This window comes from Roseobacter ponti (assembly GCF_012932215.1).
GTDB classification, from domain to species: Bacteria; Pseudomonadota; Alphaproteobacteria; order Rhodobacterales; family Rhodobacteraceae; genus Roseobacter; species Roseobacter ponti.
The window spans coordinates 3,484,086-3,502,500 of record NZ_CP048788.1 but is presented as its reverse complement, the minus strand read 5'-3'; the positions used below and the strand labels follow the sequence as shown (position 1 = coordinate 3,502,500).

Here is an 18,415-nt window from a genome sequence, read left to right as displayed (position 1 = left end):
CCGGCGGACCTCCGCACGATAACGCCGCAAAGGAACACCAGTGACCGATCAGGTGCCACCGCCAAGCCTTTATGCCGCCCGCGAGCCGATTTTCCCGCGGCGGGTCTCAGGTCCGTTCCGAAACCTGAAATGGGTGATCATGGCGGTGACCCTGGGCATCTATTATCTGGTGCCCTGGATCCGCTGGGACCGGGGCCCGGAACTGCCCGATCAGGCGGTGCTGCTCGATCTGGCCAACCGGCGTTTCTATTTCTTCTGGATTGAGATCTGGAGCCATGAGTTCTATTTCGTGGCCGGGCTGCTCATTATGGCGGGGCTGGGGCTCTTTCTCTTTACCTCGGCGCTTGGCCGGGTCTGGTGCGGATATGCCTGCCCGCAAACCGTGTGGACCGACCTTTTTATCAAGGTCGAGCGCATGGTGGAAGGCGACCGAAATGCCCGCCTGCGCCTGCACCGTCAGGAAAAGACGGACGCCCGCAAGCTGAGACTGCGGCTCACGAAATGGGTGCTCTGGCTGCTGATCTCGGTCGCAACAGGCGGCGCCTGGGTATTTTACTTCGCCGATGCACCGACGCTGCTGGTGGATCTTTTCACCGGTCAGGCCGCGGCCGTGGCCTATATTACCGTCGCGATCCTGACGGCCACGACATTTATTTTCGGCGGCTTTGCCCGTGAACAGATCTGCATCTACGCCTGTCCATGGCCACGCATTCAGGCCGCGATGATGGACGAAGACACGATCACCGTCGCCTATCGCGAATGGCGCGGTGAGCCGCGCAAACACAGCCAGGAGGCAAAAACCGCGCCCCAGGGCGACTGCATTGACTGCATGGCCTGCGTAAATGTCTGCCCGATGGGCATCGATATCCGCGACGGCCAGCAGCTGGAATGCATCACCTGCGCGCTCTGCATCGATGCCTGCGACGATGTGATGGAGCGCATCGGCAAACCGCGCGGGCTGATTGATTATATCGCGCTCTCGGACGAGGTCGCGGAACGGGGCGGGGCTGCGCCCAGATCCGTCTGGAAGCATATTTTCCGGCCGCGCACGATGTTTTACACCTTCCTCTGGGCGGGCGTTGGTGCGGCACTGATCGTCGCACTGTTTATCAGGTCTGACATCGAAATGACCGTGGCGCCGGTGCGCAATCCGACATTTGTGACCTTGGCGGACGGATCGATCCGCAACACCTACGAGATCCGTCTGCGCAACAAAAACAACGACGCCCGGCTCTTCCGGCTCTTTGTCAAAGGTGATCCGGCATTGCGCATCACTCTTGAAGGCACGCCCTACGGCTCCATCGAAGTGCCTGCGGACACGTCTTTCCTGCAGCGGGTCTATGTCATTGCCCCGCCGGGGTCGCCCCCTGCGCAGACCGACCGGCAGGACCTGCGGTTCTGGATTGAGGATCTCACCAACGGTGACCGCGCGTGGAAAGACAGCAGCTTTATCGGAACAGGAAACCAGCCATGACCAGAGAACTCAAAGGATGGCATGTCGCGGCCATGTTCGGCACAGGCTTTTCGATCATTATCGCGGTCAATCTGACCCTCGCGTTTAACGCGGTGAGCACCTTTCCCGGGCTTGAAGTCAAAAATTCTTACGTGGCGAGCCAGCATTTCGACCGTGACCGGGCGGTACAGCAGGCCCTTGGCTGGTCTGTTCTGGCCACAGCCCGTGGCGATGAGGTGGTTCTGTCGATCACTGACACCGCCGGACAGCCCGTCGAGGTCGCGGACATGCAGGCAACTGTGGGGCGCGCGACGCATGTGCGCGATGACACCACGCCTGCGTTCGTTTTTGACGGCAGGTCCTATGTCGCCCCGCTGACGCTGGGGCCGGGCAACTGGAATGTGCGCATGGTGGCGATGGACAGTGAAGGTGCCCGGTTCCGCCAGCGCGTTATTCTGCATGTCCCCAAGAAGAACACCAGCGGATGACAGGCCAGCCCGCAGCCATGGGATGCCCGGGGTGCATGGCCGCCCCGGCGGACCGCGTTGAGGTCCCGCCTGCTGAAGCAACGCTGATGTTGTCGCTGCCCGGAATTCACTGCCAGTCCTGCATCGCGACGGTTGAAGCGGCCCTGAATTCGGTACCCGGCGTGCGCTCTGCCCGGGTAAACCTCACCCGCCGTCAGGTGTCGGTGAATGCGGCACCTGGTCTCACAGCAGAAGATCTCGCGGCATGTGTCAGAAATGCGGGACACGAGGCCTGGGAACTCGATCCCGCAGCCCTGCAGGAAACCCACACCAACAGCGCCGGTCGCGATCTGCTCATGCGTATGGCAGTTGCCGGGTTTGCTGCCATGAATGTCATGTTGCTCTCGGTCGCCGTCTGGTCCGGGGCGGCAGATGCCACACGCGATCTTTTCCACTGGATCTCGGCGGCAATCACGTTGCCGGCGCTCGCGTTTTCGGCCCAGCCTTTTTTCCGCAATGCCTGGAGCGCACTGTCAGCCGGGCGTCTTAACATGGATGTCCCGATCAGCCTTGCCATCGCGCTGGCGGTTGCAACATCGCTCTGGGAAACCTGGCTTTCAGGCGCGCATGCCTATTTTGATGCGGCTCTGACGCTGACGTTTTTCCTGCTCGCCGGGCGCTGGCTTGAGGCACGTGCCCGTGCCGCCGCACGTTCCGCTGCCGAAGAACTTACCGCGCTGGAAGTGCCGCGCGCGCTTGTGGTCCGCGGATCTGAGACGCAGGAAGTGGCGGTTGCGGAACTGCGCACCGGCGATCATATTCTGGTACGTCCCGGTGCGCGGGCCCCGGTTGACGGCATCATCACGGACGGCGCTTCAGAAGTGGACCGCTCCGCGCTGACCGGAGAAACGCTGCCTGTCCTGCGCACGGCCGGAGACCACATGAGCGCCGGTGAGGTCAATCTTACCGGCCCTTTACATATTGAGGCCACCGCCGTCGGGCAGCAGACTTCGCTGCACCAGCTTGCGGCTCTCGTGGCTGTGGCCGAAAGCGGCCGGTCGCGGTACACGTCGCTGGCCGACCGGGCAGCGAAACTTTATGCGCCCGGGGTCCATATTCTGGCCGCGCTGGCGTTTCTCGGCTGGCTCATCTGGTCGGGCGACATGCGGGTTGCTGCAAATATCGCTGCTGCCGTGCTGATCATCACCTGCCCCTGCGCGCTAGGCCTTGCCGTGCCTGCCGTGACCACCGCAGCCTCCGGGCGGCTCTTTTCCAAAGGGCTGCTGATTAAGGATTCTACCGCGCTGGAACGCCTCGCTGAGGTCGATACGGTCGTTTTTGACAAAACCGGCACACTGACCGAAGGCACCCCGCGCCTGATTGATGCAGCGGCCCTTTCCCCCGATAGGATGGCTGTAGCGGCGGCTCTGGCGCAGGGATCTTCGCATCCCCTGTCCAAAGCGGTCATGGCTGCGGTGCCTCATGCGATGACCCCGGCGCCGGTGACCGGCCTGCAGGAGCATCCGGGCTATGGCACCTCCGGGACATGGCAGGGCAAAACCGTAAGGCTGGGGCGTCCGGCATGGCTCGGCACTGACACCGGTCAGCCGCAACTCTGCACGGCACTTCAGATCGGTGATGCAGCACCTGTTCTGCTTATGTTTGAGGACAATCTGCGCCGGGGCGCGCATAATCTGATCCGGTCGCTGCAGGCGGACGGCGCGCGGGTGATCCTGCTGTCGGGCGACCGGCCTGCAGCAGTGCAGCGCGTGGCCGAAGAACTGAACATCGCGACAGCCCGGGCCGAGATGCTGCCCACGGACAAAATCCGCTATATCAGTGATCTTACGGAACAGGGTGCGCGCGTGCTGATGATCGGGGACGGTCTTAATGATACCGGCGCACTTGCCGCCGCACATGTATCCATCAGCCCCGCTCAGGCACTCGATGCGGCGCGCGCGGCGTCAGATATCGTTCTGCTGGGGCAGGATCTTTCACCTGTCGCCGATGCCATCGCCACATCGCGGAAAGCCAGACGCCGGATATCGGAAAATTTCCGCATCGCGACGCTCTACAATGTCGTAGCGGTGCCGCTGGCGGTGGCGGGTTTTGCGACGCCCCTGATTGCGGCGCTTGCGATGTCGCTGTCGTCCATTACCGTATCGCTCAACGCGCTCCGCGTCGGCGGGGCAAAGCGATGAACGTACTTGCCTATCTTATTCCGGTGTCGCTGATTCTCGGCGGACTGGGGCTTGCAGGGTTTATCTATACCCTGCGCAGCAGCCAGTACGAGGACCCGGAAGGCGACAGTCGCCGTATTCTGAGCGATACCTGGGATCAGCACCCCAGGCCTGATGACGCCGGTCAGGTCAGGAAGGACCGACCGTCTGACAACTGACGTTGCGGGCAGAGAGCCTGCGGCAGGCCAGATCAGCGCTTTCCCGGGTCAGTCCGAGGAAGTTTGCGTCAAATCCGGTCGGCCGTTTCACAACCTTGCGCAGTGCACCGTCCAGCGTCGCCATTTCAGCAAGCGCCGTGGTTACGAGCGCCCGTTCTGCACTGTAACGGCTGGGATAGCGTCCCACGTTCACGCCCCACTGATGACCGCCAGATGTCGACAACCGTGTAACGATCTCAATCTCAGGCTCTTCGGTGACTGCCGCTTCCTGAAGGACAGGCTCTGCGCCGGCTTCTGTCGGGCGCAGGGCAGGACGCAGTGAGATAAATTCTTCGATCTCAACTTCATCAACCTGAACCGGGGGGGTGCCCTGAGCTGCCACAAGAGCGGCTGTTGTGTCTGCGGGGATGATCCCTGCCGTGCTGGCTGCTGCGGCCGCCTGCGCTGCGGGCGTCACAGCGGCCGGCGTCGCTTCAGGTGCCTCAGATGCTCCGGCCAGTGCCGCGGTAATCGCCTCGTTGGTTTTTGCGATCAGCAGCGGATCCACGGGCGCATCCGTAAGAGGCCGTACTCTGGGACGCAGGCTGGACGCCAGAACGGTCTCGGCGGGTGCCGGCTGTCCGTTATAGACAGGCATGTGCGGCTTTTGCAGTCGGGCGCGGCTCGGCGCGCGTTTAAAGCCCATGTCCAGCAGTTCTGCCACGCGTTTGTTGCGCGCCGTTGTCGAGGTGCCGCCAAAGACCGTGGCGATAATACGCTCGTTGCCACGCTCTGCAGAGGCCACAAGGTTGAAGCCTGCAGCCCGGGTATACCCGGTTTTGATGCCGTCAGCGCCACGGTAGGCAGAGAGCAGGCGACGGTTGGTATTAGACACGTTGCGCACGCCGGCGTGGGTCGACTGGCGTGAGAACAGATTATAATATTCAGGGTAATCATAAAGCATATGACGCCCCATTATCGACATGTCCCGCGCAGTGGAAAGATGTCCGCTCTCCGTCAGGCCATGGGCATTTTTGAATGTTGTGCGCGTCATACCAAGAGCTTTGGCAGTGCGCGTCATCCGGCGGGCAAAAGCGGCCTCGGAACCTTCCAGCGCCTCGCCGATGGCTGTGGCCGCGTCGTTTGCGGATTTCACAGCTGCGGCACGGATCAGGTAACGGAATGCGATGCGTTGTCCGGATTTAAGACCCAGCTTTGACGGCGGCTCGGATGCTGCAAAACGTGAAATCTTTACCTTGGTATCAAGGGAGATCTCACCTCGCTCAACCGCTTCAAACGCGATGTAGAGCGTCATCATTTTTGTCAGAGATGCGGGATGCAACCGTGTGTCTGCATTCCGGGAGTGCAGCACTTCGCCCGTTCTGGCATCCATGACCATCGCCGCATAGGGCGCGGCCATCGCGGTCAGGGGGAGGATGACAATCATCCACAAAGCTGCGAATACAAATAGCCCGTAACGGGCCGGCAATGCGCGCCGAACCTTCATGATTACTGCCTTTTCTGCCTCATGCCGCCGATTTGTTTCGACTGGCTTTATCCTCTGAGGCTATCACAGGAATTGACTCCAATAAAGTCATTGTTTTAACGGAATTGCGTTAACTTTAAGTGAAGCGCAATTATGTGGCATACCCGCACCCCCGGGCGATAAAGACCACAATCCGGGGCGTTCAGCCGATATCAGAAAGCAGACCAGGTAGCTCTCCGAGATCGGCAACAGCGCGGAACCGCTCTGTGACATCCGGAGCCGCGGCGCGCTCAAGCTCCCAGGTCATTTCGTGCGGCACGTACACGCCCCAGCCGCCGGCTTCGATCATCGGGAGAACATCGGACTTCATCGAATTGCCCACCATCATGCCGCGTCCGGGCGCATCCCCGTGGCGGTTGAAAACAGTGTGATACACGGCCGGGGTCTTGTCCGACACAATCTCGACCGCATCAAAAAGATCGCCCAGACCCGACTGGGCCAGCTTGCGTTCCTGATCCAGCAGATCCCCCTTTGTTACCAGCACAATACGATGGGTTTTCGCGATCTGCTCAATGGCGTCCTGCGCATGTGGCAACAGATCGACCGGATGGGACAGCATCTCGCGACCGGCCTCCAGAATTTCCGACAGTACTGCTGCGGGTACCCGTGCATCGGTCACTTCGATTGCGGTCTCGATCATCGACAGGGTGAATCCTTTGACGCCAAAGCCGTAATGTCCGAGGTTGCGCCGTTCAGCCGCGACAAGCCGTGCCATCAGCGTGTCACGGTCGGTGTAATCCGCCAGCAGCCCCGCAAAGAGAGCATGGGTCATCTGAAAGCTGCGTTCATTGTGCCAAAGGGTATCATCGGCATCAAACCCCACGGTGCTCACCCGGTTAACCACGGCACGCGCCCCCTTTTCTAAATTTCCAGACGGGTTATATACACCGGATCACGACTCGCAAAAACCACCAGATCAGGAGCAGCAATGCACCGCGACGCCATCATGATGTCAGACCAGTCAGATGACGAGGGCGATTCTTCCGTCCTGACCGCGACGAAGCCAAAGACCAGGCGCCCGCCGCTTTATAAGGTCCTGCTTCTGAACGATGACTTCACGCCGATGGAATTTGTCGTGCATGTGCTGGAGCGTTTCTTTGGGCTCAATCACGCGCAGGCCTTTGAGATCATGCTGACCGTGCACAAAAAGGGCGTGGCTGTCGTCGGCGTTTTCAGCCATGAGATTGCCGAGACCAAAGTGGCGCAGGTGATGGATTTCGCCCGCCGGCACCAGCATCCGCTGCAGTGCACCATGGAAAAAGAAGAATAATCAGATGATAGACGCCCGGTTGCCGCTGCTGGCAGACGGCAGTGGCAAAGCGCTGTCCGATGGCGGCAGGGTGGCCGTATTCCGGCCACCTGCACAAGCAGCTCTGCCGGGAGTACCGCAGGACAAAACCGTGATCATCGAAGGGTTCCGCCCGGCATATGATGCCTGGACGGCACGCGGGTACGAGTGTGCGACCGCGGCGGAAGGCCGTTTCAGTGCTGCTGTTGTCTGCCTCGTGCGGTCAAAAGACGAATCGCGTGCGCTGATTGCCGATGCGCTGGCGGTGACAGACGGGCCTGTTTTCATCGACGGACAGAAAACCGATGGAATAGACAGCATCCTGCGCGAGGTCCGCAACAGGGTGCCGGTAGAGGGGCCGGTGTCAAAGGCGCACGGCAAGCTCTTTGTAATTCCCGGGGCCGCGCCGGAGCAGTTCGAAGACTGGCGTGCCGGTCCGGCTTTGCAGCCCGGCGGGTTCTGGACTGCGCCGGGTGTGTTCTCCGCGGATGCAGTGGATCCGGCATCGGATCTGCTGGTCCGGGCACTGCCGGACAAGATCGGACGTCGCATAGTCGATCTGGGCGCGGGCTGGGGATATCTTTCCGCGCATATCCTGACCCGCGAGGCGGTTGAGGCCGTGCACCTTGTCGAAGCCGGCCACATGGCGCTTGAATGCGCCCGGCACAATGTGACTGATCCGCGTGCACAGTTTCACTGGGCAGATGCAACACGGTGGCGGCCGCAGGAGGCGGTGGACTGTGTGATCATGAACCCGCCGTTTCACACCTCACGGGCGGCCGACCCGGCTCTGGGTCAGGCCTTTGTCGCGGCGGCGGCCGGTATGCTTGGCCCGCAGGGACAGCTCTGGATGGTCGCCAATCGCCATTTGCCGTATGAAGCAACTCTGGGCAGTTTCTTCTCAAGGGTCAGTGAGACCGGCGGTGATCACCGTTTCAAACTCTTTCATGCAGCACGCCCGCTGCGCAAACGTGGCCGGTAAGGCCGCCGCGCATGCGGTGTCAGAAAGGATACCATGTCATTTTCCATCAAAGGCAAAACCGCCATCGTGACCGGCGCCGCTAACGGCATCGGCCTGTCGATTGCGCGGCAGTTTGCCGACCGCGGCGCCAATGTGATGTGCGCCGATATGGACGAACGAAAGCTCAGCGAGGAATGGGGCGCCGAAAAGGATGACGCCACGCTGCGGTATTTCGCCGGTGACCTGCGCCAGCGGCTGACGATCGCCAATCTGGTCTCGGCCACGATCGACGCTTTTGACCGGGTGGATATTCTGGTGAACGCCTCGCGTCAGGTGATGCCCACCGATGCGCTGGACGTGGAAGACAATTCGGTCTCGGTGCTGCTGGAACAGAACCTGATGACGGCGCTGCAGCTTTCACAACAGGTCGCACGCCGTATGATCAAACAGGGCGCGGACCAGCCCGAAGGGCAGCTTGGCGCAATCGTCAACCTCAGCTCGATTGTGTCGCGCCATACCCGTCCGGAACTGATGGGATACTCTATCGCCTCCGCGGCGCTTGATCAGATGACACGCTCAATGGCCCTGGCCCTGGCGCCCGAACGGATCCGCGTGAATGCTGTGGCCTTCGGGTCGGTGATGAGCGCCTCGCTGAAATCTTCGCTGGTTGACCACAGCGACTGGCGCGAGGATATCCGGACTCACACGCCGCTGGGCCGCATCGCGGGGCCAACCGAACTGGTAGAGGCCGTGCAGTTTCTGGCCGCCGAGAGTTCCGCTTTCATGACCGGCGAGATTATCACCGTTGATGGCGGGCGCAGCCTGCTAGATCCTGTACTGGCACCCGCGCACTGACGATTGCGGGTTTTCGTCCGCCCGGTTTTGACGATAGAAAGTGTGTCAGAGAAAACTGACACTCCGGGCGCATCATGACATCCACATTCGACACCGAAAAAGACAAGGCCTCCGCCTGGTTCCGCACCCTGCGCGATGACATCGTCGCGGCCTTTGAGACGCTTGAGAGCGATCACAGCGAAGGGCCGCTCTCTGATGCCTCTCCGGGTCGTTTTGAGGTCTCTGAGACGCAGCGCACCAGCGACGACGGATCAGACGCCGGTGGCGGGTTGATGAGCGTCATGCGGGGCGGCCGCGTCTTTGAAAAAGTCGGCGTGAATATCTCGACCGTCTTCGGTACCCTTGGAGAACGTGCGCAGATGGCTATGGCCGCGCGCAAAGGCATTCCCGGCATGAAGGACGACCCGCGTTTCTGGGCCAGCGGCATCAGCCTCGTGGCGCATATGCAGAACCCGCATGCGCCCGCGGTTCATATGAACACGCGCATGTTCTGGACCCCGCACGCCTGGTGGTTCGGCGGTGGATCTGATCTGAACCCCTGCATCGAATATGATGAGGACACGGCGCATTTTCACGCCACACAGAAAGAGCACCTCGATCCGCACGGGCCGGCGCATTACCCGAAGCTCAAAGCCTGGGCTGATGAGTATTTTTATGTACCGCACCGTAACAGGGCGCGCGGCGTGGGCGGAATTTTCATGGACGATCTCTGCACCGGCGACTGGGCGGCTGATTTCAGCCTGACGCAGGACATCGGGCGGGCCTTTCTGCCGGCCTATGTGCCGCTGGTGCGCAAACGCCGGGTGCAGGCATGGTCAGAGGCGGATAAAGACGCGCAGCTTGTGCATCGCGGTCTCTATGCGGAATACAATCTCGTCTATGACCGCGGCACAAAGTTCGGCCTGGAAACCGGACACGATGCCAATGCGGTGCTGATGAGTCTGCCGCCTCTGGCCAAGTGGGTCTGAGCGGCGCGGCCCGACCCCGGTACGTTAAACTGATCTGCTGCGTCCGGCGCGGGACTCAGTGCCAGTCAAAAAAGCCGTCACCGGCTTTGGCGAGCAGTTCCTCTGCGAGGTCTTTGCCCATGGCAGCACCCTCTGACACCGGGCCTGTTCGCGATCCTGAAATCGCCCCAGACCCGTCCGGGCGCAGCACCTCTCCACGCAGCGCGAGAGTATCGCCGCTCAGCTCCGCCAGCCCCGCAATCGGTGTTTCACATGAACCGTCGAGGGTCAGCAGAAAGCTGCGCTCCGCCGCGAGCCTCTGACCGGTGGGTGTGTCATGGATTTCTGCCAGCAACGCTGCGGTGTTCTCATCACTGATGCGGCGCTCAATCCCGATGGCACCCTGGGCCACGGCAGGCAGCATATCCCCGGGATCGACCGGCGTGGCGGGTACCTCCGACATGCCCAGGCGGTTGAGCCCGGCAGCCGCCAGAAAAGTGCATTCTGCAACCCCGTCGGCGAGCTTTTTCAGTCGGGTCTGCACATTGCCACGAAACTCAACGACCTGCAGATCAGGACGTCGGTGCAGCAGTTGCGCGCGCCGCCGCAGGCTCGATGTGCCGACCACCGCGCCCTTTGCAAGCGAGGCGATATCTTTGAGGCCATGGGCCACAAAGGCATCGCGCACGTCCTCACGCGGCAGATAGGTGTCGAGGATCAGCCCGTCGGGCTGCAGCGTCGGCATATCTTTCATCGAATGCACCGCGATGTGTATTTTGCCTGACAGCAGATCTTCCTCGATCTCGCGGGTGAAAAGCCCCTTGCCGCCGATCTCTTTGAGCGGGCGGTCCTGAATCGCATCCCCCGTCACCTTGATCACGACGATTTCAAAGCATTCCTCAGAGACCTCAAACGCCTCCGCGAGGCGTGCACGGGTCTCATACGCCTGTGCCAGAGCGAGCGGAGAGCCGCGGGTGCCGATTTTCAGCGGAGAGTCGGGGGTGGGGAGGGTCAATGTCATGCGCCCATCTTTATGCGCGTCAATTTGGGCTGACAACCCGTCTGTCACTTGACAAGTTCTGCTGCTGCCCTGACCAAGGGCCTGTTAAAAAGAGGATGACCATGGCCCCCCGGAAAACGATACTGCGCGCTCTCGCGGGAGAGACCCTGCCCACCCCGCCGGTCTGGATGATGCGCCAGGCAGGACGGTACCTGCCGGAATACCGCGCCACCCGCGCGCAGGCCGGAGATTTTCTGTCGCTCTGCTACAATCCGGAGCTTGCCGCAGAGGTGACACTGCAGCCGATCCGGCGGTACGGATTTGACGCGGCGATCCTCTTTGCCGACATCCTGCTGCTGCCCCAGGCGCTTGGGGCCGATCTTTGGTTTGTAACAGGTGAAGGCCCGCGCCTCTCAACGATCACGTCGCAGGCGGATTTTGATAAACTGGGCCCCGTGGACGACATCCATGAGACCCTCAACCCCATCTATGAAACGGTGCGGATCCTGCGGCGCGAACTGCCCGCCGGGACCACGCTCATCGGATTTGCGGGCGCGCCCTGGACCGTTGCCACCTATATGATTGCCGGTCGCGGCACGCCCGATCAGGGGCCGGCGCATGCTCTCAAAAACGAAAATCGCGCGGTTTTTGAGGCGTTGATGGACCGGATTACCGAAGGCACCATCGATTATCTGTCAAAACAGATCGAAGCCGGAGCCGAAGTGGTGAAGATCTTCGACAGCTGGGCCGGATCGCTCAAGGACGATGACTTCCGGAAATACGCGCTGGAACCGGCGCGCGCGATCACCGCGGCGCTCAAGGCAAAGCACCCCGGCATTCCGGTCATCGGTTTCCCGCGCGAGGCAGGTGACGGATACATCGGCTTTGCGAAAGCCACGGGCGTGGACTGCGTGGCACTGGACAATTCGGTGAGCGCTGACTGGGCCGCACAGCACGTGCAGATTGATGGTTGCGTACAGGGCAATCTCGCCTCGAGCCATATGGTGACAGGCGGGCAGGCGCTGGTTGATGAGACAAAGGCAATCGTCAAAGCCTTCTCGGGCGGGCCGCACATATTCAACCTCGGCCATGGCATCACGCCGGATGCAGACCCCGACAATGTGCAGCGGATGATTGACGCTGTTCGCGACACATAACCGGCATTTCAGCCTTGACCCGGCAGCCGGGCTGTCATAGGTCACGCGCCGATGGCGTTATAGCTCAGTTGGTTAGAGCGAACGACTCATAATCGTTAGGTCCCTGGTTCAAGTCCAGGTAACGCCACCATCTTTTCTCCGCTTTTTGTCAGCGCCTGAACCGGGCCCAACGCCTGCGCCTGCGGGTGCTGCGATTTCCCTGACGGGGGCAATAGTTACAAAGACAGGTGACAATCCGCCCCGTCTGCAATAGCAATTTGTCAGGGATGATCGGATCTGAGATCGCGGAATACGCGACGAACCCGGGTTTTCAGGGAGGAAACACATGAAAATCTCACGCAGGAATCTTTTGAATCTGGTGGGTGCTGCTGCACTTGCCACTGGCTTCGGTGCTGCACCGCTGGCCGCGCAGGAAGTAACACTCACGATGCACCAGTTCCTGCCACCGCAGGCCAATGTGCCCAAGCTGGTGCTGGATGTCTGGGCCGACAATGTCGAGAAAGACAGCGGCGGACGCATCAAGGTCGACCGCTATCCGTCCATGCAGCTTGGCGGCAGCCCGCCGGAGCTGATGGACCAAGCAATCGACGGCGTTGCCGATATCGTCTGGACGGTCGTCGGCTATACGCCGGGTCGCTACCCGAGCACCGAAGTTTTTGAGCTGCCTTTCATGATGACGAACGCCCGGGCCGCCTCGCGCGCCTACTGGGAGATGTTCGAAACCCATATGAAGGACACAGAGTTTAAAGATGTGCACATTCTCGGCACCTGGGTGCACGGCCCGGGCCTCATCCACGCCAACAAAGAAGTGCGCGCACCTTCCGACATGGAAGGGCTGAAAATCCGCGGCGGGTCGCGGCTGGCCAATGCGCTCCTGAGCAAGGTCGGCGCGACACCCGTTGGCATGCCGGTACCCGCTGTGCCCGAAGGCCTTTCCAAAGGCGTGATCGACGGCACGACGATTCCCTGGGAGGTGACTGCCGCGCTGAAAATTCCGGAACTGGTGACCAACCACACCGAGTTCACGGGCAATGCGCTTTACGTGCTTACCTTTGTGCTGGCGATGAACAAAGACCGCTATGAAGGCCTGCCCGATGATCTGAAAAAGGTCATCGACGATAACTCCGGCCTTGAGTTCTCGGTCTTTGCCGGGGGCACCCAGGCTGACAGCGACGGACCTGCCCGCGAGGCCGCTGTGGCGCGCGGCAACAACATCGTCACACTCGATGAGGCCGAAACGGCCGAGTGGAAGGCCGTCGCTCAGCCGATCTATGACGAATGGGTCGCTGAGATGAATGAAAAGGGCATCGACGGTCAGGCGCTGATCGACGAGGCGCGTATGCTCATCGATAAGTACACCGAATAACTCCGGTCACACCCGGCCCGCGGTGCGCATCCCGCGCCGCGGGCTTTTTCATGCCTCCCGGAGCGCTTTATGCATCAGGCCATCAGACTTCTTGCCCGCGCCACCGCAGTGATCGGCGGTCTTGTCCTGACCGGCCTGGTTCTGCTGACCACGGTCTCGATCATCGGGCGGTCTGCGAACAAATGGCTGCACTCGGATTTTGCTGAACGCACACTGGGAGACCTGGCCCGCACGCTGATCGACAGCGGCATCGGTGAGGTCAATGGCAATTATGAACTGCTGGAGGCCGGAATCGCTTTTGCGATCTTCTCCTTTTTTCCGATCTGCCAGCTCAGCCGGGCGCATGCCACTGTGGACATCTTCACGTCGCAGCTGCCAGGTGCCGCCAACCGCGCGCTGGCGGCCTTCTGGGAAGTGGCGCTGACCGCGGCACTCATCCTGATCTCCGTGCAGCTCTTTGGCGGTGTGCAGCGCTACTACGGTAATGGCGAGACGACCTTCTTTCTGCAGTTCCCGGTCTGGTGGGCCTATTCAGCGAGCTTTGCAGCTTCGGTCGTGACCTGCATCGTGGCGCTCTGGTGCGCCTATCTGCGTGTTGCAGAAAGCCTTACAGGCCGCGCACTGATGCCGCAGGAATAGGGTCAGATGGGCGCTTTCCTCGATCTGCTGCCCTTTGCGGATATGAGCCGGCTTGAGCTGGGATTCTGGTCCTTTGCCGTGCTGCTGGGCATGATCTTTCTGCGCGCGCCCATTGGCCTTGCCATGCTGCTCTGTGGTTTTGGCGGCTGGTATTACGCGATGAACGGCAACCCGGTGCCGCTGCTGGCAAAGCTGAAATCCGAAACCTATACGACCTTCTCCAGCTACTCGCTCAGCATCATTCCGATGTTTCTGCTGATGGGCCAGTTTGCGACCCTCTCCGGGCTTTCCAGCGCGCTTTTCAAGGCTGCCGAGAGCTTTCTCGGCCACCGGCGCGGTGGTGTGGCCATGGCCGCCGTGGGTGCCTGTGCGGGGTTCGGTGCGATCTGCGGGTCATCGCTTGCCACGGCCGCCACCATGTCACGCGTGGCCCTGCCGGAACTGCGCCGCTACGGATATTCGGGCGGCTTTTCCACGGCAACGCTTGCCGCCGGCGGCACGCTCGGGATCCTGATACCTCCGTCCGTCATTCTGGTGATCTATGCGATCATCACCGAGCAGAACATCGCCAAGCTCTTCCTCGCCGCCTTCATCCCGGGCATCCTTGCGGCCCTCGGATATATGCTGACGATCTCCGTCTATGTGCGGCTCTTTCCGAAATCCGCCGGCACGCGCCCGCCGGTGCCCATGGCGGACCGCTGGAAAGCGCTGGGGGCCACCTGGCCGGTGCTTGTAATCTTTGCGGTTGTCGTGGGCGGTATTTACCTGGGATGGTTCACACCGACTGAAGGCTCGGCCATCGGCGCGATGGGCACCGGGCTTGTCGCACTCCTCTCCGGCAGTCTCAACTGGCCGGTATTCCGTGACAGCCTGCTGGGCACGGCGCGCACCACGGCGATGATCTTTTTCATCGTGCTGGGGGCGGCATTCTACAATGGCTTTCTCGCCCTCTCAGGCGTGCCCCAGTTCATGGCCGACTGGGTGCTAACGCAGGGCTTCTCGCCCTGGTTGGTACTCTCAATCATTCTTGTTTTTTATCTGATCTTCGGCTGCCTGATGGACAGCCTCTCAATGATCCTGCTTACCGTGCCGATTTTCTTTCCGGTGATCTCCGCCATGGATTTCGGCATGTCGCCCGAACATGTGGCGATCTGGTTCGGCATCCTCGTGCTGATCGTCGTCGAGGTCGGGCTGATCACCCCGCCTGTGGGCATGAACCTTTTCATCATCAATGCAATGGACCGTGAAACGCCGATGACTGAGACCTACAAGGCTGTGATGTTCTTTGTCGGATCGGATATCCTGCGGGTGGTGATCCTCGTCATGTTCCCTGCCATCACGCTCTTTCTCCTGCCGGGCTGAGCCCCTGCCGCCGGCTAAAAAGTGCATTAAAGTGCTTTTTTCGGCAGAACCGCTTGCGACAGGCAGTCGCAGGTGCACGATAGAGCATCTATCGCAGGTCGCATCGGGGGGAGAGATTCATGACGGATGTTGCCGGAAATGCCGCCACATGGTTTGTTGACCGTCACCCCGGTGAAGGGCGGGGCGACAAGGTCGCTTTCCGCGAGGCCGGCGGCGGCAGATCGCTGAGCTATCAGGGCCTCGCAGAGGGGTCCGGACAGGTCGCGGCGGCCCTCCGTCGCGCCGGTGTGCGCCCCGAAGAGCGCGCCGCCATGCTGGTGACCGATACAATCGAATTTCCGCAGATATTCTTCGGCGCTCTGAAGTGCGGCGTTGTTCCGGTGCCGCTCAACACCCTGCTTGCCGCGCCTGTTTATGATGCCATCCTGCGCGATTGCCGCGCCACAGTTCTTTTTGTCTCTGAGGCGCTTTTTGACACGATCTCATCTGTTCTCAAGGGCCACCCCACCCTGCGGGTGATCATTGTGAACAGCGACCGGGCACCAGAGGGCTGCACTTCTTTTGACGCATTTCTGCGGAATGCCGGAACGCTTGAAACCCAGCCCGCATCCGATGATGAGGTTGCCTTCTGGCTCTACTCCTCAGGCTCGACCGGGCAGCCCAAAGGCGTTCCGCATGTTCACTCCGCCATGAAGGCCACCGCCGATACTTACGGCGCGCATATCCTCGGCCTGCGGGAAGATGATGTGGTCTTCTCAGCGGCCAAACTGTTTTTTGCTTACGGGCTCGGGAATGCGATGACATTTCCACTTGCCGCAGGGGCCACAACTGTGCTTTTTGCGGGGCGTCCCACACCGGCGGATATGCTCGCGGTCATGACGGCTGAGCAGCCGACTGTCTTTTGCGGCGTGCCAACGCTTTATGCCGCAATGGTGGCCGGGATGGACAAAGCGGGTACGCCCGCCACCCTGCTTCGCAGAGCAATCTCAGCGGGGGAGGCGCTTCCCGAAGACGTCGGTATGCGGTGGGAGGCGCATACCGGCGTCGCCATTCTGGATGGCGTAGGCTCCACTGAAATGCTGCACATCTTTCTCAGCAACCGCGCCGGGGACAACGTCTATGGCACCTCCGGTGTTGCGGTGCCCGGCTATGACATGCGCCTTGTGGATGAGACCGGCACTGAGGTCGGTGATGATGAAATCGGAGAGTTGCTGGTGCGCGGTGCCTCGGCTGCCGCTGGCTACTGGAACCAGCGCAAAAAATCCCGCACAACATTCGAGGGCGAATGGACCCGCACCGGCGATAAATACGAACGCCGCAAAGACGGGCGCTACGTCTACTGCGGCCGCACAGATGATATGTTCAAGGTGTCCGGTATCTGGGTCTCGCCCTTTGAGGTCGAACAGGCGCTCGTCAGCCACCCGGCGGTGCTCGAAGCTGCTGTCGTTGCCGCCCCCGGAGAGGATGGTCTGGATAAGCCGAAGGCCTTTGTCGTGCTGCAGGATGCTGCAGATAGCGGGATCGCCGAGCACCTGAAAGAGCATGTAAAAGACCGCATCGGCAAATGGAAGTATCCACGCTGGATCAGCATCGTGGACGAACTGCCCAAAACGGCCACGGGCAAAATCCAGCGGTTCCGGCTGCGCGGGGCCGGTCAGTGAGTATCGCCTGGTCAGAGAACCCCGATGGCCGCCTGAAAGCAGGCGGTAAGTCGCTGGAATATGCCTGCTATGGTCCGCCGCCGGGACCCGACGCCCCGACACTTGTGCTGTTGCACGAAGGCTTGGGCAGTGCAGCACTCTGGCGGGACTTTCCTGTGCGCCTGGCTGCTGAGACCGGACTGGGTGTCTTTGTCTGGTCGCGCGCCGGATACGGGAACTCGGAGGCTGTGACGCTGCCCCGGCCGCCTGATTACATGACCCGCGAAGCGGTTGAAACGCTGGGCCCTGTGATGGATGCCGCCGGGCTACGGGACGTGATCCTTCTGGGACATTCCGATGGCGCGACAATCGCCGCGATCTACGCGGGATCTGTCAGCGACATGCGGGTGCGCGGCCTGATCCTGATGGCGCCGCATTTCTTTACAGAGCCACAGGGGCTGGAGGCGATCCGCGGGGCCGGCGAAGCGTTTCGCACCGGCGATCTGCGCGCAAGGCTCGCGCGCTGGCACAGTGATGCAGAGATGGCATTTAACGGCTGGCACGATGCCTGGACCGATCCGGGCTTTGCGACCTGGAATGTGGCGGACTGCATCGATCACTGGCGCGTGCCCGTGCTCGCCATCCAGGGCGGGCAGGACCCCTATGGCAGCCGCGCGCAGATTGATGAGATTGAGACGCGCATATATTCCCCGCTGGAAACGCTTATCCCTGCGAACTGCGGTCACGCACCCCACCTTGAAGCGCCCGATGCGGTGCTTGCGGCGGTGCGTGACTTTACCGACCGTCTGATACGTCTCGAAAAAGCCGATGTCGCGCCTGCGTGATCTGCCCCGCGATGTGCCGGTGCCGTCGCACGCGTATATCCCCGGACGCACCGCGCGTCACCCGGAGGACTGGTTTGACCCGATCAGACGGACGGTGCCTGACCAGGCGGGCAGTGATGCGCTGGCGGGCAGTTTCGCTCTGCGCTGTGGCAGGGCCTATTTCGACGCGGGATACTACTGGGAGTGCCACGAAGTGCTGGAAGCGGTCTGGATGCAGACGTCTGATCCCAGCCCGGAGCGCGATATTGTGCAGGCGCTGATCCAGCTGGCCAATGCGCGGCTGAAACTGCTGATGCTGCGCCCGCATGCGGCGCGCCGGCTCTGCGATATGGTGGAGGCGCATCTGTCGCGATGCCCGTCCGGACAGCAGCCCCTCGGGCTTGATCCGAGAGCCCTGCGCGCCTGGGTTCATGAAACCCGTGCGCAGGGCGAACTGCATCATAGTGCAAAATAAGTAGAATTTGAGTAGAGAAGTTCGGGTTTCGTGGACTCCTGTGTGAAGTATAGTTCAA

General features: G+C 61.3%; 17 protein-coding genes, 1 tRNA gene and 1 pseudogene. 16 read left to right on the top strand and 3 right to left on the bottom strand.

Annotated elements, in window-relative coordinates; all coding sequences use genetic code 11:
• The first annotated feature begins 40 nt into the window (after nucleotides 1-40).
• From ccoG to ccoS, 4 genes and pseudogenes are all read left to right on the top strand, one after another.
• Nucleotides 41-1,474: a cytochrome c oxidase accessory protein CcoG gene (ccoG, locus tag G3256_RS16775; protein ID WP_169641914.1), complete on the top strand. Its 1,434-nt coding sequence runs from the start codon at nucleotides 41-43 to the stop codon at nucleotides 1,472-1,474.
• Complete coding sequence (locus G3256_RS16770) at nucleotides 1,471-1,941, top strand: FixH family protein (RefSeq protein WP_169641913.1); 471 nt, start codon at nucleotides 1,471-1,473, stop codon at nucleotides 1,939-1,941. The genes ccoG and G3256_RS16770 overlap by 4 nt, the downstream gene beginning before the upstream one ends.
• A complete protein-coding gene (locus tag G3256_RS16765) occupies nucleotides 1,938-4,121 on the top strand; it encodes a heavy metal translocating P-type ATPase (protein WP_169641912.1) in 2,184 nt (727 codons plus the stop codon). The genes G3256_RS16770 and G3256_RS16765 overlap by 4 nt, the downstream gene beginning before the upstream one ends.
• Nucleotides 4,118-4,273, top strand: a pseudogene (gene ccoS, locus G3256_RS16760) (cbb3-type cytochrome oxidase assembly protein CcoS); the annotation flags it as partial. The gene G3256_RS16765 and the pseudogene ccoS, both read left to right, overlap by 4 nt.
• Nucleotides 4,274-4,289: 16 nt before the next feature.
• On the opposite strand, the gene G3256_RS16755 reads toward ccoS, so the two are convergent.
• Both G3256_RS16755 and G3256_RS16750 read right to left on the bottom strand, forming a co-directional pair.
• Nucleotides 4,290-5,804 carry a D-alanyl-D-alanine carboxypeptidase family protein gene (locus G3256_RS16755; protein WP_169641910.1) on the bottom strand — a complete coding sequence of 505 codons (1,515 nt, stop codon included), beginning with the start codon at nucleotides 5,802-5,804 and terminating at the stop codon, nucleotides 4,290-4,292.
• Between the two features lie 181 nt (nucleotides 5,805-5,985).
• Nucleotides 5,986-6,687, bottom strand: coding sequence for an HAD family hydrolase (locus G3256_RS16750; protein ID WP_169641909.1), 702 nt, complete (start codon nucleotides 6,685-6,687; stop codon nucleotides 5,986-5,988).
• An 84-nt stretch (nucleotides 6,688-6,771) separates the two neighbouring features.
• Between G3256_RS16750 and clpS the strand changes: the two genes are divergently transcribed.
• The 4 genes from clpS (at nucleotide 6,772) to hemF (ending at nucleotide 9,915) form a co-directional block, all read left to right on the top strand.
• A complete protein-coding gene (gene clpS / locus G3256_RS16745) occupies nucleotides 6,772-7,113 on the top strand; it encodes an ATP-dependent Clp protease adapter ClpS (RefSeq protein ID WP_169641908.1) in 342 nt (113 codons plus the stop codon).
• Nucleotides 7,114-7,117: 4 nt separating this feature from the next.
• On the top strand, nucleotides 7,118-8,113 hold the full coding sequence (locus G3256_RS16740; protein WP_169641907.1) for a class I SAM-dependent methyltransferase: 996 nt from the start codon (nucleotides 7,118-7,120) through the stop codon (nucleotides 8,111-8,113).
• Between the two features lie 33 nt (nucleotides 8,114-8,146).
• Complete coding sequence (locus G3256_RS16735; protein ID WP_169641906.1) at nucleotides 8,147-8,947, top strand: SDR family NAD(P)-dependent oxidoreductase; 801 nt, start codon at nucleotides 8,147-8,149, stop codon at nucleotides 8,945-8,947.
• 74 nt (nucleotides 8,948-9,021) lie between these two features.
• Nucleotides 9,022-9,915 carry an oxygen-dependent coproporphyrinogen oxidase gene (gene hemF / locus G3256_RS16730; RefSeq protein ID WP_169641905.1) on the top strand — a complete coding sequence of 298 codons (894 nt, stop codon included), beginning with the start codon at nucleotides 9,022-9,024 and terminating at the stop codon, nucleotides 9,913-9,915.
• 55 nt (nucleotides 9,916-9,970) lie between these two features.
• On the opposite strand, the gene hemC is transcribed toward hemF, so the two are convergent.
• The gene (hemC, locus tag G3256_RS16725; RefSeq protein WP_169641904.1) at nucleotides 9,971-10,915 is read right to left on the bottom strand and encodes a hydroxymethylbilane synthase; all 945 of its coding nucleotides are present in this window, start codon (nucleotides 10,913-10,915) and stop codon (nucleotides 9,971-9,973) included.
• A gap of 101 nt (nucleotides 10,916-11,016) precedes the next feature.
• Here hemC and hemE point away from each other — a divergent pair, with 101 nt between their 5' ends.
• The 8 genes from hemE to G3256_RS16685 all read left to right on the top strand — a co-directional run bounded on the left by hemE (nucleotide 11,017) and on the right by G3256_RS16685 (nucleotide 18,357).
• Nucleotides 11,017-12,051, top strand: coding sequence for a uroporphyrinogen decarboxylase (gene hemE, locus G3256_RS16720; RefSeq protein ID WP_169641903.1), 1,035 nt, complete (start codon nucleotides 11,017-11,019; stop codon nucleotides 12,049-12,051).
• A 53-nt stretch (nucleotides 12,052-12,104) separates the two neighbouring features.
• Nucleotides 12,105-12,181: transfer RNA gene (locus G3256_RS16715), tRNA-Met, on the top strand.
• A gap of 195 nt (nucleotides 12,182-12,376) precedes the next feature.
• Nucleotides 12,377-13,417 carry a TRAP transporter substrate-binding protein gene (locus G3256_RS16710; protein WP_169641902.1) on the top strand — a complete coding sequence of 347 codons (1,041 nt, stop codon included), beginning with the start codon at nucleotides 12,377-12,379 and terminating at the stop codon, nucleotides 13,415-13,417.
• A 69-nt stretch (nucleotides 13,418-13,486) separates the two neighbouring features.
• On the top strand, nucleotides 13,487-14,056 hold the full coding sequence (locus G3256_RS16705) for a TRAP transporter small permease (protein WP_169641901.1): 570 nt from the start codon (nucleotides 13,487-13,489) through the stop codon (nucleotides 14,054-14,056).
• A gap of 42 nt (nucleotides 14,057-14,098) precedes the next feature.
• The gene (locus G3256_RS16700) at nucleotides 14,099-15,418 is read left to right on the top strand and encodes a TRAP transporter large permease (protein ID WP_169642490.1); all 1,320 of its coding nucleotides are present in this window, start codon (nucleotides 14,099-14,101) and stop codon (nucleotides 15,416-15,418) included.
• 119 nt (nucleotides 15,419-15,537) lie between these two features.
• Nucleotides 15,538-17,079 (top strand): benzoate-CoA ligase family protein, encoded by a 1,542-nt coding sequence (locus tag G3256_RS16695; RefSeq protein ID WP_169641900.1) that lies wholly within the window; start codon nucleotides 15,538-15,540, stop codon nucleotides 17,077-17,079.
• Nucleotides 17,076-17,903, top strand: a complete 828-nt coding sequence (locus G3256_RS16690; RefSeq protein WP_246227664.1) for an alpha/beta fold hydrolase — start codon at nucleotides 17,076-17,078, stop codon at nucleotides 17,901-17,903. The genes G3256_RS16695 and G3256_RS16690 overlap by 4 nt, the downstream gene beginning before the upstream one ends.
• Nucleotides 17,887-18,357, top strand: a complete 471-nt coding sequence (locus G3256_RS16685) for a DUF309 domain-containing protein (protein ID WP_169641898.1) — start codon at nucleotides 17,887-17,889, stop codon at nucleotides 18,355-18,357. Before G3256_RS16690 ends, G3256_RS16685 begins: the two co-directional genes overlap by 17 nt.
• The last annotated feature ends 58 nt before the right edge of the window (nucleotides 18,358-18,415 follow it).

Coding starts and splice junctions, on each gene's coding strand:
- hemE (WP_169641903.1), top strand. CDS start 11,017: ATGGCCCCCCGGAAAACGATACTGCGCGCTCTCGCGGGAGAGACCCTG.
- G3256_RS16700 (WP_169642490.1), top strand. CDS start 14,099: ATGAGCCGGCTTGAGCTGGGATTCTGGTCCTTTGCCGTGCTGCTGGGC.
- G3256_RS16740 (WP_169641907.1), top strand. CDS start 7,118: ATGATAGACGCCCGGTTGCCGCTGCTGGCAGACGGCAGTGGCAAAGCG.
- G3256_RS16770 (WP_169641913.1), top strand. CDS start 1,471: ATGACCAGAGAACTCAAAGGATGGCATGTCGCGGCCATGTTCGGCACA.
- G3256_RS16765 (WP_169641912.1), top strand. CDS start 1,938: ATGACAGGCCAGCCCGCAGCCATGGGATGCCCGGGGTGCATGGCCGCC.
- hemF (WP_169641905.1), top strand. CDS start 9,022: ATGACATCCACATTCGACACCGAAAAAGACAAGGCCTCCGCCTGGTTC.
- G3256_RS16695 (WP_169641900.1), top strand. CDS start 15,538: ATGACGGATGTTGCCGGAAATGCCGCCACATGGTTTGTTGACCGTCAC.
- G3256_RS16755 (WP_169641910.1), bottom strand. CDS start 5,804: ATGAAGGTTCGGCGCGCATTGCCGGCCCGTTACGGGCTATTTGTATTC.
- hemC (WP_169641904.1), bottom strand. CDS start 10,915: ATGACATTGACCCTCCCCACCCCCGACTCTCCGCTGAAAATCGGCACC.
- G3256_RS16705 (WP_169641901.1), top strand. CDS start 13,487: ATGCATCAGGCCATCAGACTTCTTGCCCGCGCCACCGCAGTGATCGGC.
- clpS (WP_169641908.1), top strand. CDS start 6,772: ATGCACCGCGACGCCATCATGATGTCAGACCAGTCAGATGACGAGGGC.
- G3256_RS16710 (WP_169641902.1), top strand. CDS start 12,377: ATGAAAATCTCACGCAGGAATCTTTTGAATCTGGTGGGTGCTGCTGCA.
- G3256_RS16685 (WP_169641898.1), top strand. CDS start 17,887: ATGTCGCGCCTGCGTGATCTGCCCCGCGATGTGCCGGTGCCGTCGCAC.
- G3256_RS16735 (WP_169641906.1), top strand. CDS start 8,147: ATGTCATTTTCCATCAAAGGCAAAACCGCCATCGTGACCGGCGCCGCT.